The sequence below is a fragment of the Paracoccus sp. TOH genome (assembly GCF_030388245.1).
Classification (GTDB): domain Bacteria; phylum Pseudomonadota; class Alphaproteobacteria; order Rhodobacterales; family Rhodobacteraceae; genus Paracoccus; species Paracoccus simplex.
Genome location: NZ_CP098362.1, coordinates 36,544 through 54,191 on the forward strand (window position 1 = coordinate 36,544; position 17,648 = coordinate 54,191).

The 17,648-nt window shown below is 69.3% G+C and carries 16 protein-coding genes; 12 read left to right on the forward strand and 4 right to left on the reverse strand.

Translation table 11 applies throughout. The features are described 5' to 3' along the window. The first annotated feature begins 12 nt into the window (after nt 1-12). The 5 genes from NBE95_RS17320 to fba are packed head-to-tail and all read left to right on the forward strand — an operon-like array spanning nt 13 to nt 4,076. On the forward strand, nt 13-786 hold the full coding sequence (locus tag NBE95_RS17320) for a DeoR/GlpR family DNA-binding transcription regulator (RefSeq protein ID WP_289896280.1): 774 nt from the start codon (nt 13-15) through the stop codon (nt 784-786). Between the two features lie 9 nt (nt 787-795). Beyond that, the gene (locus tag NBE95_RS17325) at nt 796-1,569 is read left to right on the forward strand and encodes a triose-phosphate isomerase (protein WP_289896281.1); all 774 of its coding nucleotides are present in this window, start codon (nt 796-798) and stop codon (nt 1,567-1,569) included. After that, nucleotides 1,566-2,030, forward strand: a complete 465-nt coding sequence (locus tag NBE95_RS17330) for an RpiB/LacA/LacB family sugar-phosphate isomerase (protein ID WP_289896282.1) — start codon at nt 1,566-1,568, stop codon at nt 2,028-2,030. Before NBE95_RS17325 ends, NBE95_RS17330 begins: the two co-directional genes overlap by 4 nt. A 21-nt stretch (nt 2,031-2,051) precedes the next feature. Next, complete coding sequence (locus NBE95_RS17335) at nt 2,052-3,029, forward strand: class 1 fructose-bisphosphatase (protein WP_289896283.1); 978 nt, start codon at nt 2,052-2,054, stop codon at nt 3,027-3,029. A gap of 6 nt (nt 3,030-3,035) precedes the next feature. Beyond that, nucleotides 3,036-4,076, forward strand: coding sequence for a class II fructose-bisphosphate aldolase (gene fba, locus NBE95_RS17340; protein ID WP_289896284.1), 1,041 nt, complete (start codon nt 3,036-3,038; stop codon nt 4,074-4,076). Between the two features lie 75 nt (nt 4,077-4,151). Here fba and NBE95_RS17345 read toward each other — a convergent pair whose 3' ends face one another. From NBE95_RS17345 to NBE95_RS17360, 4 genes are all read right to left on the reverse strand, one after another. After that, the gene (locus tag NBE95_RS17345) at nt 4,152-5,102 is read right to left on the reverse strand and encodes a sugar-binding transcriptional regulator (RefSeq protein ID WP_289896285.1); all 951 of its coding nucleotides are present in this window, start codon (nt 5,100-5,102) and stop codon (nt 4,152-4,154) included. Nucleotides 5,103-5,172: 70 nt separating this feature from the next. Next, complete coding sequence (locus NBE95_RS17350; protein ID WP_289896286.1) at nt 5,173-6,105, reverse strand: TIM barrel protein; 933 nt, start codon at nt 6,103-6,105, stop codon at nt 5,173-5,175. A gap of 7 nt (nt 6,106-6,112) precedes the next feature. After that, on the reverse strand, nt 6,113-7,630 hold the full coding sequence (locus NBE95_RS17355; RefSeq protein WP_289896287.1) for a glycerol-3-phosphate dehydrogenase: 1,518 nt from the start codon (nt 7,628-7,630) through the stop codon (nt 6,113-6,115). 1 nt (nt 7,631) lies between these two features. Next, nucleotides 7,632-9,194 (reverse strand): FGGY-family carbohydrate kinase, encoded by a 1,563-nt coding sequence (locus NBE95_RS17360; protein WP_289896288.1) that lies wholly within the window; start codon nt 9,192-9,194, stop codon nt 7,632-7,634. A 436-nt stretch (nt 9,195-9,630) separates the two neighbouring features. Between NBE95_RS17360 and NBE95_RS17365 the strand changes: the two genes are divergently transcribed. The 7 genes from NBE95_RS17365 (at nt 9,631) to NBE95_RS17395 (ending at nt 17,648) form a co-directional block, all read left to right on the forward strand. Continuing rightward, complete coding sequence (locus NBE95_RS17365; RefSeq protein WP_289896289.1) at nt 9,631-10,296, forward strand: DUF2291 family protein; 666 nt, start codon at nt 9,631-9,633, stop codon at nt 10,294-10,296. Next, nucleotides 10,293-11,825 (forward strand): sugar ABC transporter ATP-binding protein, encoded by a 1,533-nt coding sequence (locus NBE95_RS17370; protein ID WP_289896290.1) that lies wholly within the window; start codon nt 10,293-10,295, stop codon nt 11,823-11,825. Before NBE95_RS17365 ends, NBE95_RS17370 begins: the two co-directional genes overlap by 4 nt. 25 nt (nt 11,826-11,850) lie before the next feature. Continuing rightward, nucleotides 11,851-12,891, forward strand: coding sequence for an ABC transporter permease (locus NBE95_RS17375; protein WP_289896291.1), 1,041 nt, complete (start codon nt 11,851-11,853; stop codon nt 12,889-12,891). Between the two features lie 87 nt (nt 12,892-12,978). Further along, nucleotides 12,979-13,926: a D-ribose ABC transporter substrate-binding protein gene (locus tag NBE95_RS17380; RefSeq protein ID WP_289896292.1), complete on the forward strand. Its 948-nt coding sequence runs from the start codon at nt 12,979-12,981 to the stop codon at nt 13,924-13,926. Between the two features lie 106 nt (nt 13,927-14,032). After that, nucleotides 14,033-15,556, forward strand: coding sequence for an FGGY-family carbohydrate kinase (locus tag NBE95_RS17385; protein ID WP_289896293.1), 1,524 nt, complete (start codon nt 14,033-14,035; stop codon nt 15,554-15,556). 3 nt (nt 15,557-15,559) lie between these two features. Then, complete coding sequence (locus NBE95_RS17390) at nt 15,560-17,269, forward strand: glycerol-3-phosphate dehydrogenase/oxidase (protein WP_289896294.1); 1,710 nt, start codon at nt 15,560-15,562, stop codon at nt 17,267-17,269. Beyond that, nucleotides 17,256-17,648 carry a DUF4186 domain-containing protein gene (locus NBE95_RS17395; protein ID WP_289896295.1) on the forward strand — a complete coding sequence of 131 codons (393 nt, stop codon included), beginning with the start codon at nt 17,256-17,258 and terminating at the stop codon, nt 17,646-17,648. Before NBE95_RS17390 ends, NBE95_RS17395 begins: the two co-directional genes overlap by 14 nt.

Here is a 17,648-nt window from a genome sequence, read left to right on the forward strand (position 1 = left end):
GGAGGGATGTTCGTGAAACGCGAAGAACGCAGGCAAGCCATCATGGATCTGCTGGTCGCGACGCGCGCCGTCGATCTGGACGATCTGGCCGAGCGTTTCGCGGTCTCGAAGATGACCATCCACCGCGACCTGGACGACCTGGAACAGGCCGGGCTGCTGCGCAAGGTGCGCGGCGGCGCGACCATCGAGGCCGGGACGCAGTTCGAAAGCGATTTCCGCATCCGGGCCCTGCAGGATTCCGACGCCAAGGCCCGCATGGCCCGCGCCGCGCTGGACCTGGTCGAGCCGGGCATGACCGTGATGGTCAATGACGGCTCGATGGCGGCGCTGCTGGGCGCCAGCCTGGCCGAGAAGGCGCCGCTGACGGTGATCACCAACAACGCGGCGGTGATCGAGCCGCTGAAGGACATGGCGCGGATCACGCTGATCGCGCTCGGCGGCATCTTCAGCGCCAAGTTCAACGGCTTCTTCGGGCTGGTGACGGAAAATGCCCTAAGCCGGCTGCGGGCGGACCTGGCCTTCATCTCGGCCCCCGCCGTGTCCGGCCTGCAGGCCTTTCACATGGACGATGCGGTGATCCGGGCCAAGCGCGCCATGATGCTTGCCGCCGGGCGCAGCGTGCTGCTGGTCAACCACCGCCGCTTCGGCCGTTCGGCGCTGCATGCGCTGGCCGATCTGTCCGAGTACCAGGCGATCATCACCGATGCCGCCCCCGACCCCGAGGACCGCGCCGCGCTGGACCGCGCGGGCATTCCCCTGACCATTGCCAAGCATTCTGACCGTTAGGACGACGACATGACCGAATTCTGGATCGGCACCAGCTGGAAGATGAACAAGACCCTGGCCGAGGCGCGCGCCTTTGCCAAGGGACTGGCCGCCGCCGATGCCGCGCGCGCGCCGCGCATCCAGCGCTTCGTGATCCCGCCCTTTACCGCCGTGCGCGAGGTCAAGGCGATGCTGGCCGAAACCTCGGTCAAGGTCGGCGCGCAGAACATGCATTGGGCCGACGAAGGCGCCTGGACGGGCGAGATCAGCCCGCTGATGCTGCGCGACTGCAACCTCGACATCGTCGAACTGGGACACAGCGAGCGCCGCGAGCATTTCGGCGAAACGGACGAGACCGTGGGCCTCAAGACCGAGGCCGCCGTGCGCCACGGCCTGATCCCGCTGATCTGCATCGGCGAGACGCTGGCCGAACGCGAATCCGGCCGCGCCCGCGCGGTGCTGGAGACCCAGGTGCGCGGCGCGCTGGCCAGGCTCTCGGCCGAGCAGAAATCGGCGCCGATCCTGCTGGCTTACGAGCCGGTCTGGGCCATCGGCGTGAACGGCATCCCCGCGACGTCGGACTATGCCGATGCGCGGCAGGCCGAGATCATCGCGGTGGCGCAGGACGTGCTGTCGCGCCGCATCCCCTGCCTCTATGGCGGCTCGGTCAACCCCGGCAATTGCGCGGAACTGATCGCCTGCCCGCATATCGACGGGCTTTTCATCGGTCGCTCGGCCTGGAACGTCGAGGGCTATCTGGACATCCTGGCGCGCTGCGCCGCAACCATCGGAGACACGAAATGAAACTGGCAATCGCAGGCGACAGCGCGGGCGAAGGGCTGGCCAAGCTGCTGGCCGACCACCTCAAGGACAAGCACGAGGTTTCCGAGATCAGCCGCACCGAGGCCGGCGCGGATGCCTTCTATGCCGATCTCTCGGACCGCGTGGCGAACGGGGTGCTGGATGGCACCTATGACCGCGCCATCCTGGTCTGCGGCACCGGCATCGGCGTCTGCATCGCCGCGAACAAGGTGCCGGGCATCCGCGCCGCCCTGACCCATGACACCTATTCGGCGACGCGCGCGGCGCTGTCGAACAACGCCCAGATCATCACCATGGGCGCGCGGGTGATCGGCACCGAACTGGCCAAGGCCATCGCCGACGCCTGGCTGGCCGAGACGATGAACTTCGACCCGAACGGCCGCTCGGCCGGCAATGTCTGCGCCATTGACGAAGTGGACGCGAAATACAACAAGGCCGGCTGAGCCCGCACGCAAAGGCCCGCCATGCTGAAACTGCCGAACGACGGCCCCGCCACCGGCCGCCCGCTTTCCGACGTGCTGGCGGGCGACGGCCCCGCCGCCATCACCCTTGCGATTGCCCGGGCCCAGCCGGCGCTGGCCGCACGGCTGGCCGCCGGCCGGCTGCATGGCGACCCCGAGGCCGTGATCGGCACCAATGACAGCGGCGACAAGCAGAAGGCGCTGGATGTCGCCGCCCATCACCACATGCTGGAGGCGCTGGCCGCCGCCGGCGTCGGCCGGGTGCTCTCCGAAGAGGCCGAGGAAGTCGTCACCCTGAACCCGGGCGGCGCCTGGGACGTGGCGATGGACCCGATCGACGGCTCGGGCAGCATCGGCATCGGCGCGCCGCTGGGCATGCTCTACTCCATCCTGCCCGCCGCGCCCGAAGGCTTCCTGCGCAAGGGCCGGGCCGTGGTCGGCGCCGGCTACGCGAGCTTCGGCCATTCGCTGGATTTCGGCTGGTCGCTGGGCGACGGCACCCATGTCGCCGGCTATGATGCCGAGGCGGGCCAGTTCCGCCTGACCCGCGAGCGCGTGCAGCTGAAACCCACCGCCTCGACCATCGCCTATAACGCCTCGAACGAACGCCACTGGTCGCCGGGCCTGCAGGCCTGGGTGCAGGAACTGCGCCAGGGCAAGGACGGCCCGCGCGGGCGCGACTTCAACATGCGCTGGCTCGCCGCCGCCGTCGGCGAATTGCACCGCATCCTGCTGAAGGGCGGCGCCTTCCTCTATCCCGCCGACCGCCGCCCGGGCTACGAGAACGGCCGGCTGCGACTGATCTACGAATGCTGCCCGATCGCCTTCCTGGTCGAGCAGGCCGGCGGCATCGCCTCGGACGGGTGCCAGCCGATCCTCGACCGCCAACCGCAGGGGCTGCACGAGATGGTGCCGCTGTTCTTCGGCGCCCGCGAGGAAGTCGAAACCATCCTGTCCCATCTCGCCATCAGCAAAGGATAACAGCCCATGGCCATGATCACGCTGCGCCAGCTTCTCGACCATGCGGCCGAGAACGGCTATGCCGTTCCCGCCTTCAACATCAACAACATGGAGCAGGGGCTGGCGGTGATGAACGCCGCCGCGGCGACCGACAGCCCGGTGATCCTGCAGGCCAGCCGCGGCGCGCGCGCCTATGCCAACGACGCCGTGCTGGCCGGGCTGATCCAGGGCCTGTCGCGCGCCTTCCCGGACATCCCGCTGTGCATGCACCTGGACCACGGCAACGGGCTTGCGACCTGCGCCACGGCGATCCAGAACGGCTTCACCAGCGTGATGATGGACGGCTCGCTGCAGGCCGACGGCAAGACGCCCGCTGATTACGCCTATAACCGCGACATCACCGCCCGCGTGGTCGAGATGGCCCATGCCTGCGGCGTCTCGGTCGAGGGCGAGCTGGGCGTGCTGGGCAGCCTGGAAACCGGCATGGGCGACCAGGAGGACGGCCACGGCGCCGAGGGCCGGCTCTCCGAGGACCAGTTGCTGACCGACCCGGCCGAGGCCGAACAATTCGTGAAGGACACCGGCGTCGATGCGCTGGCCGTCGCCATGGGCACCAGCCACGGCGCCTACAAGTTCACCCGCAAACCCGACGGCGCCATCCTCGCCATGCATGTGATCGAGGAGATCCACCGCCGCCTGCCGAACACGCATCTGGTCATGCATGGCTCCAGCTCGGTGCCCGAGGATCTGCAGCAGATCATCAACGCCTATGGCGGCGACATCCGGCCAACCTGGGGCGTGCCGGTCGAGGAAATCCAGCGCGGCATCAAATCGGGCGTGCGCAAGGTCAATATCGACACCGACAACCGGCTGGCGATGACCGCCGCGATCCGCAGGAAGCTCAGCGAGGAACCGGCCGAGTTCGACCCGCGCGGCTATCTGAAACCCGCCATGGCGATGATGTCCGAGGTCTGCAAGGCGCGTTTCGAGGCCTTCGGCACCGCCGGCCATGCCGCGAAGATCCGCCCGCTGCCGCTGGCGGCGATGGCGAAACGCTACGCCGCCTGAACGGTTGCCGGGCGCGGGCGCCCGGCCCAGCGGCAGCGTTCGGGACGAGCCCCGCTCGTCCCGTTCCCCCCGCCGTCAGTCCGCCAACAGCCGCGCCGTGGCCTCGTCGGTGATCAGTCCCGACAGACGCCGGCTTTCCAGCACCGCCCGGATCGCCCGCACCTTGTCGGTGCCGCCGGCAATGGCGACGATCCGGCTGCCCTCGGGCCCGTCCAGGCTGACCGACAGCGTGCGCGCGCTCAGGGTGGTTTCCAGCACCCGGCCCCGGGCGTCGAAGAAATGGCCCAGCATCTCGCCCTGCGCGCCGGCGGCGTTGATCTCGGCGATCTCATGCGGCTCGATCATGCCCGAGGCGACCAGTTGCGCCCCGGCATCCGCCGTGCCGATGCCGACCACCTTCAGGCTGGCGCCGTTCGAAAGGTCGAACAGTTCGCGCACCCCCGGCTGGGCCAGCAACACCGCCAGATCCTGTTCGGAATTGGCGAAGAACGGCACCGGCAGCACATAGGATTGCGCGCCGGTCTTCTGCGCCAGCGCATACATCACGTCATGCGGGTTGGTGGCATAGCTGCGGGTGAAGCCGCCCAGCAGCGACACGAAGCGCACCCCGTTCGCGTCGAAACGCGGCAACTGGTGCACCGCCGCCGCCAGCGTGCGGCCATGGCCAAGACCGATCACCGGATCTTCGCCGCGCTCGATCTCGCGCCGCAGGAAGCCCGCCCCGGCCAGACCCAGCGCGCGCAGCGGCATCCCCTCCTCGCCCAGTTCGGGCGCCACCTCGCAATAGTCCAGCCCGTAGCGGGCGCAAAGCCGATCCTCGAGCGCGGCGCATTCCACGATCTCGCCGTCGATCGAGACCTTGACCACGCCCTCGGCCACCGCGCGGGCGATCAGCCGATGCGCCTTGACCGAGGGCACGCCCAACCGTTTCGCCACCGCCGCCTGCGTCAGCCCGCCGGCGTAATGCAACCAGGCCGCGCGGATGGCGAGGCTTTGTTCCGGGTCCAAGGCTCCGCGCCGCGCCATCAGGCGGGCCGGCGGCAAGGGGGGCGGGGCTGGCGGGTCATGCGGGCGTCCTTTTCGGGGTGTTCCGGGGTCAGATATTCAGCGTATCCGCGCCGGTGTCGATATGCGGCGCCCAGAAGGCGACGCTTTCGGCGATCTGCGGGATCACCTGGCGGTCATTCGGCTCGCGCTCCTTGAAGCTCAGCTCCAGGCAGATCTCGTTATCGGCGGCGCCGCCTTCGGCGAAGGCCGCGAGCAGCGGTGCGGGCTGGATGCGGCCCTTGGCATTGTATTCGGCGGTAAAGGGCCGGTGGCCCGACTTGTCCATCATCGACTGCTTGATGTGGATGATGGGGCTGACCTTCGGCACCGCCCGCGCCCAGGCATAGGGGTCGGTGTCGTCGGGATTGGCGCTGGTCACGTCGCCGTGGTCGATATCGGCCATCATCCACATCGGCACCGCCATCTTGGCCGCCGTCAGCCGGTCCTGCAATGCCATACAGGCGTCGATGGTCTCGCCGAACTCGCGCCCGACGCTCATCGGTTCCCAGAAAAGGTATCGCAGCCCGGCCGCCTTGGCGTGCTCGGCCACCTCGGCCCAGGCGTCGATGGCAATGCGGATCAGCTCCTCGCGCCGGGCGGGTTCGTCATAGTCGCGATAGGTGAAGATGGCGAATTGCGTGCCGACCGACTGCCCGCCCAGGTCGCCGATGATGTCGGCGAAGGTCTTGAACCAGTCGACGTAATAGCGCCGCACGTCGCGGTCGGGATGGCCGAAGTGGTTCAGCCGCCCATAGGGCCCGGTCATGCCGCTGGTGACGCGCACGCCGGTGCGGGCCAGCGCCGCGCCCATGGTGCGGGTCAGGCGGCGGATCACCGGGGCGGGCCAGCTCGGGTTGATGAACTCATGCGTCAGTTGCAGGTCGCGGATCCGCAGGTCGCGCGCCACGGTGTCGATCAGGTCGTCGGCTTCGGCGAAGCGGTTGACCAGCGGGTTGGTGTTCAGCGACAGCGTCAGGGCCATGGTGTCCTCAGGCGGCTTGGGCCAGGTCCGAGCCCGCGAACCAGTCGGCAAAGGCGCGGCGCTGGTCCTCGGTCAGGTGCAGGTAATGCTTGGTGCGGCGATAAAGGATGTCCTCGGGCGTTTGCGCCCATTCCCGGGCGACCAGGTAGCGCACCTCGGCCTCGTAGAGCGTGCCGCCGAAATGCCGGCCCAGGTCGGAAAGCGACAGCGCCCCCGCGACCACGTCGCGGGTCCGGGTGCCGTAAAGCCGGCCATAGTGATGCAGCAGCCCGCGCGGCATCCAGGGGTTCAGCTCGCGCAGGAGTTCCGCATAGCTTTCGTAATCCGCGTTGGCCATGTCGCCGCCGGGCAAGGGCGCGCTTTCGGTCCAGTCCGGGCCCATGGCCGGAAACACCTCGCGCAAGCGATGCATGCCGCGCTCGGCCAGTTCGCGGAAGGTGGTGATCTTGCCGCCGAACACGTTCAGCAGCGGCGCGCCGCCGGTCTGGTCCAGATCGAAGACATAATCCCGCGTCACCGCCGAGGGGTTGCCCTTGCCGTCGTCGAACAGCGGCCTGACGCCCGAGAAGCTGTGCAGCACATCGTCGCGCCGCAGCTTCTGCTTGAAATAGCGGTTCACGGCGGCGAGCAGGTATTCGATCTCGGATTCGTCCGCCGTGACGTCCTCGGCCCGGCCCTCATAGGCGATGTCGGTGGTGCCGATGAGCGCCTTGTCGCCCTCGTAGGGGTTGATGAAGATCACCCGCTTGTCGTGGTTCTGCACCAGATAGGCATTGGCGCCCGCCCACCATTTCGGCACGATGATATGGCTGCCCTTGACCAGCCGAACGTTGCGGCTGGACTGCGAGCCCGCCACCCGGCCGATCACGTCCGACACCCACGGCCCGGCGCAGTTCACCACGCAGCGGGCGCGGAAGCGCCGCAGCGCGCCGGTGATCTCGCTGCGGGTCTCGACGGTCCAGGCGCCGTCCTCGCGCCGGGCCGAAATGCAGGGGCTGCGGGTCAGCACCTCGGCGCCGCGCTCGGCGGCATCGACGGCGTTCAGCACCACGAGGCGGGCGTCATCGACCCAGCAATCGGAATATTCGAAGCCCTTGACGTATTGGTCCAGCAGCGGCGCGCCTTCGGGGTCGCGGCGCAGGTCCAGCGTGCGGGTGCCGGGCAGCTTCTGCCGCCCGCCCAGGTGGTCGTAAAGGAACAGCCCCAGCCGCACCAGCCAGGCGGGCCGGTCCTGCGGCGAATGCGGCAGCACGAAGCGCATCGGCCAGATGATATGCGGGGCGGCGTTCATCAGCACCTCGCGCTCGATCAGCGCCTCGCGCACCAGGCGGAACTCGTAATATTCCAGATAGCGCAGCCCGCCATGCACCAGCTTGCCCGAGCGCGACGAGGTGCCCTGCGCCAGATCGTCCTTTTCGCAAAGCACCACCTTCAGGCCCCGGCCGGCGGCGTCGCGGGCGACGCCGGCGCCGTTGATGCCGCCGCCGATGACGAAAAGGTCGATCATGACTTGGTCTTGGCTCATTTCAATCTCCTTTCGGGGCGCGGGCCAGGGCCAGGGCGTCCCATGCGGGCGGCAGGGCCTGCCGCGCGGCGGAAAATGCCGGGAAGAGCCGCGCATAGGCGGCCACGAGATCGGGGTCGGGCGCCTCGGCCGCGCCCAGAAGCGGCGTGACCCATTCGGCGATGCAGGATTCCATGTCGGGATAGGCGCCGATGGCGACGGCGGCCATCATCGCGGCGCCGGCGGCGCCGGCCTCGTCGCGCTCGGACACCCGCACCGGCGCGTCCAGCGCCGCCGACAGGATGCCGCGCAAGCCGCGCGAGCGCGCGGCGCCGCCGGTCAGCCGCAGCTCGGCCGGCAGCGGGCCCATGGCGGCGTAGCAGTCGCGCATCGCCATGCCCAACCCCTCGGCCACGGCCCGGATCAGGTCGGGATAGCGGTGCCCGGCCGACAGGCCGACGAAGCCGGCGCGGGCATCGGCGTTGACGAAGGGACCACGCTCGCCCGCCTCGGAGATATAGGGGTGATAGACGATCTGGCCCGGCTTCGACTGCGCCAGCCAGCCCTCGATATGCGCCACCAGGTCGCGATGCGTGACCGGCTGGCCGACATCCGAGAGGATGCCCGCCGCGACGCCCAGGATCCAGTCCAGGTTCAGCGTCGCCGCCATATTGGTCTGCACCTGGGTCACGATGCCGGGGATCGGCAGGCAGATGACATAGCCGGTGCCCTGCGCGTTCAGATGCACGTCCTGCGCCCGCACCGCCCGCAGATGCACCCCGGTCGAGCCCACGGTCGAGCAGGCGACATCGCCCGCCCCGCCATAGACCCCGGCACCCAGCGCGGTCATCACCATATCGACATAGCCAAGGCTGACCGGCGTGCCGGCGCGCAGCCCCGTTGCCCGCGCCGCCTCGGCGGTCAGCGGATGGGTCTGCTCGGCGCCATCGACGATCTCGGGCAGCAGGGCGCGGCGATGCTCCAGCCCCAGCGCGGCGATCACCGTGTCGTCATAGCGCCGGTCGCGGAAATTGCCGAAGGTGAAGCTGGCCTCGGACGGGTCGGTCGCCCGCACCCCGGTCAGGTTCAGGTAAAGCCAGTCCTTGCAATGCAGCGCCACCTCGGCCCGGTCCAGCAGGTCCGGGCAATGCGCATCCATATGCGCCATCTGGCTGCCCTGCTGGCAGGTGTTGAGCCCGGTGCCGGTCGCCTCGAACCGGACGCGGTTCGCCGGGCCAGCGGCCAGCCGCGCCACCGTCGGGGCGGCGCGGGCATCAAGCCACAGCCAGGCGTCGCCCACCGGCCCGTCGCGCCCGACCAGCCAGGTGCCGTCGCCCTGCGCCGTCACCGAGACGGCAGCGGTGCGGCCGGCCAGATCCGGCACCTTGTCGCCCAAACCTCGCAGCGCGGCGGCGCAGTCGTCCCAGGTCTGGGCCAGGGATTGCGTGGCCGAACCGTCGCCGCCGGCCTGATAGCGATTCGGCACCGAGGCCGCGGCCAGTTGTGCGCCGCGCAGGTCGAAGGCCACCGCCTTGATGACCGAGGTGCCGGCGTCGATGCCGATCAGGATGTCAGCCCCGGCCATGGCATGCCGTCCTGCGGGGGTCGGTGGGATGGTGATGCATGGTTGCCCTCCTCCGCCCAAGCCACGGCCCGGGCGGCAAGCCAGCCCGGACGGGCGTGGCGAACTCCTCGGTCATTTTCATACCGCAGATTTTCGAGTTCGGGAATGCATTTTTTTACGGACATAGAAAAATATTTCAGTTACTGTTCTGGAGACGGCGGGATTCGGGCGATGCGACCCCAAGCCCCCGAGACGGAGGAAAGCCCCGGCGCTCCAGATGCCCGGGCGGCATGACCAGCCAAAGGAGGGGCCGGAAAATGCAGGGAATTCTTCACGACAGGCTATGTGCCCAGCCCCATCCGACAGGCTGTCCCGGCCGCGATTCGACCGGCTGACCCGCGACCAGCCGCCCGGCGCAGGCGCCGGACCCGCAACATTCCATCATCGAGGCTTGAACATGGTCCAGAGCACTGCCCCGACCGGCTCCGCCCCCAAGGCCCCCGCGGCATCGCGGCGCGGGCTCATCCTCAGCATCGCCGCGGCGGCCGTCGTGCTGGCCGGCATCGCGCTTGACACCAAGGTCGTGCATATCGGCTCGGACGCCGACGTGCGCCAGCAGGCCTTCTCGCCCGACGGCTACGGCCAGACCGAGTTCCCGCGCATCCGCGACGCCGTGACGGCCAAGGCCGGCGACGCCGCCGAAGTCGCCGCCGCCATCGCCGCCGACAAGGACGCGGCCATCGCGAAATACGGCACCCCGGCCTCGACCGGCGCCATCATGGCGGTGCGCGTGACCGGCACGGCGGGCGAGCCCAAGGCCGGGATCTATCCGCTGGCGGTCGAGGGTCTGCCCGAAGGCGTCGCCGTCCGCGTCCAGACCGGCCCGGCGATCAACGGCACCGACCTGCGCGACGCGCCCGGCGACATCGCCTTCGGCAAGTTCAAGAACCAGATCGAGTACCAGAACGCCGGCGCCGGCATCAACCGCGCCATGAAGGCCGAGGTGCTGGACAAGATCGACGCCGCGAACCTGACCGGCAAGACCGTCGAGGTCGTGGGCGCCTTCCGCCTGATCAATCCCAAGAACTGGCTGATCACCCCGGTCGAGGTCAGCGTCAAATGAGCAAGATCCTCTCCGGCAAGCCCGATACGGCCGAGGTGGTGCTGGCCGCCCGCAACGTCGCCAAGTCCTATGGCAGCGTCCATGCGCTGAAGGGCGTGAATTTCGACATCCATCGCGGTCAGGTGACGACCTTGTTCGGCGAGAACGGCGCCGGCAAGTCCACGCTGATGAAGATCCTGTCGGGCGTCATCCAGCCCACCACCGGCGAGATCATCCTGGACGGCCAGCCCGTGACCTTTGCCAGCGCCAACGAGGCGCGCGACCGCGGCATCTCGATCATCCACCAGGAGCTGAGCCTGGCCCCGAACCTGTCGGTGCGCGACAATATCTTCATGGGCCGCGAGATCATGGGCCCGACCGGCGTCGATTTCGCCGAGGAGGAACGCCAGGTCCGCCGCCTGATGGAAGAGCTGGAGGAGGACATCGACCCGCTGACCCCGGTTGAGGAGCTGCGCCTGGGCCAGCAGCAGATCGTCGAGATCGCCCGCGCGCTGTCGGTGGACAGCCGCATCCTGATCATGGACGAGCCGACCAGCGCGCTTTCGGCCAGCGAGGTCGAGGTGCTGTTCAAGGTGATCCGCGACCTGACCGCCAAGGGCGTCAGCATCGTCTATATCTCGCACCACCTGGAGGAGGCGCTGACCATCACCGACCATGCGGTGGTGCTGCGCGACGGCACCATGACCGCCTATGCGCCGCGCGCCGAGATCGACCTGGAATGGATCGTGCGCAACATGGTCGGCGACAATTACGACCTGGGCGCGCCGCCCGCGACCCGCATGGGCGAGGTGGCGCTGTCGATCCGCAATCTTTCGGTGCCCGACCCGGCCGGCTTCAACCTGGTGGACAAGCTGTCCCTGGACGTCCGCGCGGGCGAGATCGTCTGCATCTACGGCCTCATGGGCGCCGGCCGCACCGAGCTTCTGGAAACCTGCGCCGGCCGGCTGACCGCCTCGGGCGGCGAGATCGTGCTGGAGGGCCGCGAGATCTCGCACCTGTCGATCGCCGAACGCATCGCGCGCGGCCTCGCGCTGGTGCCCGAGGACCGGCAGCGCGACGGCCTCGTGCAGACCATGACCGTGGGCGAGAACCTGTCCCTGGCCTCGATCGGCCGCTTCACGCGGGGGCTGTTCACCAGCCGCAGCGCCGAGAAGAAGCTGATCCAGGACAGCATCCGCGAAGTCACCGTCAAGACCTCGGGCGGCCATGCCGCCATCGGCTCGCTCTCGGGCGGCAACCAGCAAAAGGTCGTCATCGGCAAGATGCTGGCGACCCGGCCCAGGGTCATCATGCTGGACGAGCCCTCGCGCGGCATCGACATCGGCGCCAAGGCCGAGGTGTTCCGACTGCTGGCCGAGGGCGCGAAACAGGGCCTCGCCGTGATCTATTCCACGTCCGAGGTCAGCGAATGCCTGTCCATCGCGCACCGGATCATCGTCATGCACAAGGGCCGCATCTCGGCCGAGTTCGATTCCACCGTCACCAAGGAAAAGATCATGGCCGCCTCGGGCGAGTCCGTGGCTGCCTGACGGATCATGTGAGGGAGGAAAACCCATGTCTGCCACGACCGCAACCCCGGCTCCGGCCAAGAAGGGCGACTTCAGCCTGGGCCGCATCCTGCTTCAGGGCCGGGCCTTCTTCGCGCTGATCCTCATCATCGCGGTGTTCTCGTTCCTGTCGCCCAATTATTTCACCCTGTCGAACTTCCTGATCATGTCCAGCCAGGTCGCCATCTACGGCATCCTGTCGGTCGGCATGCTGCTGGTGATCCTGAACGGCGGCATCGACCTGTCGGTCGGCTCGATCCTGGCGCTGTGCGGCGTGGTCGCCGGCGCGATGATGCAGGGGGTCGAGCTGGACTGGGCCGGGGTGATCCTTTACCCGCCGGTCTGGGCGGTGGTGGTGCTGACCGTCACCGTGGGCGCGGCGGTGGGGGCGCTGAACGGGGTGCTGATCTCGATCTTCAAGGTGCCGCCCTTCGTCGCCACGCTGGGGGTGATGTATGTCGCGCGCGGCGTCGCCCTGCTGATGACCAACGGGCTGACCTACAACAACCTGCGCGGCAATCCGGACCTCGGCAATACCGGCTTCAGCTGGCTGGGCTTCAACCGCATCGCCGGCATCCCGATCTCGGTCATCGTGCTGGCGACCGTCGCCGTGCTGGCGGGGCTGATGCTGTCGCGCTCGGCCTTCGGGCGCTGGCTCTATGCCTCGGGCGGCAACGAGCGCGCGGCCGAACTGTCGGGCGTGCCGACCCGGCGCGTCAAGATCGCCGTCTACACCATCTCGGGCGCCCTGGCGGCGATTGCCGGGCTGGTGCTCAGCTCGCAGCTGACCTCGGCCGGGCCGACCGCCGGCACCACCTATGAGCTGACCGCCATCGCGGCGGTGGTGATCGGCGGCGCTGCCCTGACCGGCGGGCGCGGCACGGTGCGCGGCACCATGCTGGGCGCCTTCGTCATCGGCTTCCTGTCGGCGGGCCTCGTCATCATCGGCGTCAGCTCCTACTGGCAGACCGTGTTCACCGGCGCGGTGATCGTGCTCGCCGTGCTGATGAACTCGATCCAATACGGGCGCGGCACCCGCAAGGGCTGACCCCGCCGGACCTTCCCGCCGGGCGGAACACCCGCCCGGCGAAAGCCTGCCGCAGGGCAGTGAACCAACCCCAAGGGAGTGAGACCCATGTTCAAAATGACCCGCCGCGCGCTGCTTGCCGCCGCTGCCTCGATTCCGCTGATGGCGGCTGCGGCATCGGCCGAGGGGCTGATCACCATCATCGTCAACGACCCCGCGAACCCCTATTGGTTCACCGAGGGCGAGGTCGCCAAGAAAACCGCCGAGGAGCTGGGCTATACCGCCAACGTGGCCGCGCATCGCGGCGACACCAACACCGAAAGCACGCTGATCGACACCGCGATCACCAACAAGTCGGTGGCGATCATCCTGGACCCGGCCAATGCCGACGGCTCGGTCGGTGCGGTGCAGAAGGCCGTGGCCGCGAACATCCCGGTGATCCTGGTCAATGCCGAGATCAACCAGGAAGGGCTGGCCAAGGCGCAGCTCGTCTCGAACAACGCGCAGGGCGCGGCTCTGGGCGCCCAGGCCTGGGTCGAGACCGTGGGCGACAAGGGCAAATATGTGGAACTGTTCGGCGCGCCCTCGGACAACAACGCCCAGACCCGCTCGAACGGCTTCGAGACCGTACTGAGCCAGTATCCCGACCTGCAGAAGGTGGGCCAGGAGGTCGCGAACTGGGACCGCACCCAAGGCTATCAGAAAATGCAGTCGCTGTTGCAGGCGAATCCGGACATCAACGGCGTGATCTCGGGCAATGACGAGATGGCGCTGGGGGCCATCGCCGCGCTGAAGGAAGCCGGCAAGCTGGACGCGGTGAAGGTCGGCGGTTTCGACGGCTCGCCCGACGCGGTCGAGGCGGTCAAGGCCGGCGAGCTGCAATACACCGTGCTGCAGCCGGTGGCGATCTTCTCGGCCGAGGCGGTCAAGCAGGCCGATGCCGTCATCAAGACCGGCAAGACCGGGGTGGATACCGAAAAGCAGCTCTTCGACTGCTTCCTGATCACCAAGGACAACGCGGACAAATACACCGCCCCCTTCGTACTGGAACAATAAGAACAGCGGGCGCGCGGCCCTGCCGCCGCGCGCCTCCGTCCGCCTTCTGCCCCTGCCGGCCCGGCCGCGACAGCGCCGGGCGCGATCACATCATCCGGGACCGCCCATGCCCCTGCTGCTTGGCATCGACAACGGACTGACCGTCACCAAGGCGGTGATCTTCGACGAAACCGGGCGGGTGCTGGCCGTGGCGCGGCGGCGCGTGCCGCAACTGATGCCGCGCCCGCGCCATGTCGAACGCGACATGGACCTGCTCTGGACCCAGACCGCCGCCGCCATCGCCGAGGCGGTCGCCGCCTGCGGCCGGCCGGCCGGCGCCATCGCCGCCGTGGCGGCGACGGCGCATGGCGACGGCGTCTATGTGCTGGACGGCGACGCCCACCCGCTGGGCCATGGCATCCTGTCGCTGGACAGCCGCGCCGGCGCGGTTGTCGCCGGTTGGCAGGCCGATGGCACCGCCGAACGCGCGCTGCTGCGGACCGGGCAGACGCCGCATGCCTCGGCCCCCTCGGCGCTGCTGGCCTGGATGCGCGACCACGAGCCCGAACGGTTTGCCCGCATCGCGCATGTGCTGGCCTGCAAGGACTGGCTGCGCTTTTGCCTGACCGGCCGCATCGCCACCGACCTGACCGAGGCCAGCACCTCCTTCACCGATGTCGCGACCCAGCGCTACGCGCCCGACATCCTGCCGCTGTTCGGGCTTCAGCCGCTGGCCGGGACGCTGCCGTCGATCCTGCCGCCCGGCGCCGTCGCCGGCCATGTCACCCCCGAGGCCGCCGCGGCGACCGGCCTTGTCGCCGGCACGCCCGTCGCTGCCGGTCTGCACGACGTCACCGCCTCGGCGCTTGGCGCCGGCGGCCACACGCCCGGCACCGTCGCCATCGTCGCCGGCACCTATTCGATCAACGAGACCATCTCGGCCGTGCCCAGGGTCGATCCGCGCTGGTTCTGCCGCAACGGGCTGGAGCCCGGCGAGTGGAACGCCATGTCGATCTCGCCCGCATCGGCAGCGAATTACGACTGGTTCCTCGACACGCTCTGCGGGGCCGAGCGCCGCGCGGCCGAGGCCGAGAGCCGCGCCTTCCACGCCGAAATCATCCCCGAGATCGAGGCCGCCATGGCCCGTCCCTCGACCGCGCTTTTCCATCCGTTCCTGTTCGGCTCACCGCTGGGCCCCACGGCCAGCGCCGGCTTCTTCGGGCTGCGCGGCTGGCAGGATCGCGGCGACCTGCTGCGCGCGGTGATCGAGGGCATCGCCTTCAACCACCGCATCCATGTCGATGCCCTGCGCGAGGGGTTTCAGCCGACCGAGGCTCGACTGACCGGAGGAATATCCCGCAGTCCCTTGTTCGCACAGCTTTTTGCCGATGCTTTGGGAATGCCGGTCAGCACCTCGGACACCGACGAGGCCGCCGCCTGGGGCGCGGCGCTTTGCGCCGGCGCGGCGGTCGGGCTTTACCAGAGCCCGCGCCACGATCCGCGCGACATGGCGGCGCTGATCCGCTGCCATCGTCCCGAACCCGGGCGCAGCGCCGCGCTGGCCCAGCGTTATGCGCTGTTCACCGACCTGACCCTGGCCCTCGCCCCGCTCTGGCCGCGGATCGAGGCGCTGGCCCCGAACGAAGGCTAGGACATGACCCAAGACATCGACGTGCTGATCCTGGGCGCCGGGGTGAACGGCGCCGGGCTGTTTCGCGATCTGTGCGAACAGGGCGTGACCTGCGTGATCGCGGACAAGGGCGATTTCGGCGGCGGCACCTCGGCAGCGCCGTCGCGGCTGATCCATGGCGGCATCAAATACCTGGAAACCGGCGAATTGCGGCTGGTCGCGCAATCGACGCTGGAGCGCAACCTGCTCTTGAAGAACGCTCCGCATCTGGTGCGGCCGCTGCCGACGGTGATCCCGATCTTTTCCTGGCTCCGGGGCATTCCCGCCGCCTTGCGCACGCTTTTCGGCTCGACCACCGCGCCCCGCAGCCGCGGCGCGGTGCTGATGAAGATCGGCCTGGCCATGTATGATTTCTACGGCCGCCGCCACCGGGTCATGCCGCGCCATCAACTGTGGTCGCGGGCGCGGGCGCTGCGCGAGATCCCGCCGCTGACCCCGCGCATCGTCGCCGCCGGGCAATATTACGACGCCACGGTGACCCAGCCCGAGCGGCTGGTCTGGGAACTGATCGCCGACGGGCTGCGCGCCAACCCGGCCAGCCGTGCGCTGAACCACACGGCCATTGTCGGCACGGACGGCGACGCCGTGACGCTCGGCACGTCCCAGGGCCCGCTGGCCCTGCGCCCGCGCATCGTCGTCAATGCCGGCGGCCCCTGGATCGACCGGATCAACGCCCGGCTCGGCGCGCCCTCGACGCTGATCGGCGGCACCAAGGGCTCGCATATCCTGCTGGACCACCCCGGGCTGCTGGCGGCGCTGAAGGGCCGGATGATCTATTTCGAGGCCGATGACGGCCGCATCTGCCTGGTCTTCGACTATCTGGGCCGGGCGCTGGTCGGCTCGACCGACATCCGCGCCGACGACCCGGACGAGGTCGCCTGCGAGGATGCCGAGATCGACTATTTCATCGCCGCGTTGCAGGGCCTGCTGCCGGGCCTGCAGTTCGATCGCGGCCAGATCGTCTATGCCTATTCCGGCATCCGTCCCCTGCCCGCCTCGGACGGCACCGCGCCGGGGCTGATCAGCCGCGACCATTCCGCCCCGGTGGCCGAGCCCGGGGGCGCGCGGCGCTGGCCGATCATCTCGCTGGTGGGCGGCAAATGGACCACCTTTCGCGGCTTTGCCGAAGAGGTCGCCGATACGGTGCTGGCCCGGCTTGGCCGGGCGCGGCGGATCGGCACGCAGGCGCTGCCCATCGGCGGCGGCCGCGACCTGCCGCGGGTTCCGGCGGCGCGACAGGGCTGGATCGCCCGCGTCGCCGCCGCCACCGGCGCCCGTCCCGGGCGCGCCGCGCTGCTGCTGGATCGCTACGGCAGCACCGCCGGACCGATCCTGACCGCCGAAGGGCCGGCGCCGGAATTGCTGCAGGACGCGCCGGAATACAGCCTGGCCGAGTTCGACTGGCTGATCCGGCACGAAAGCGTGGTTCACCTGGCCGATCTGGTCATGCGCCGCAGCGCCATCGCCGTCACCGGGCGGCTGTCCGGGCGCGACCTGGACGCCATCGCCGGTCGATGCGCCGCCGCGCTTGGCTGGGACAGCATCCGGCAGGCGGCGGAACTGGCGCAAACCGAAGCGCTGCTGACCCGGCGGCACCGTCTCCGACTGCTGGCCGAGGCCGGGCCTTCCCCGCCGCCGCGTGCCGGGCTAGCTTGCGCGGATGGGCCAGAATGAAGATATCTTCGCGCGGCTCGAGCGGTCGCGGTTTCGCAGCCACTTCCATCTGGGCGCCAAGGAGCGCGCCTATGCCGATGCCAAGGGGCGCGCGACCATCGCCCGCCATGCCCGCGAGCTGATCGCGGCCCGACTGGCGCCCGAACAGCCGCGCAACGACGGCAAGCAGACGCCGATGCGCGGCCATCCGGTCTTTGTCGCCCAGCACGCCACGGCCTGCTGCTGCCGGGCTTGCCTGGCGAAATGGCACGGCATCCCGGCCGGTCGGGCGCTGAGCGCCGAGGAACAATCCCGCATCGCCGCGCTGCTGATGCGCTGGATCGACCGCGAGATGGGCTACCGGCCGCCGGACCGGAGCCCGGCCGGACCGGCGGGATAG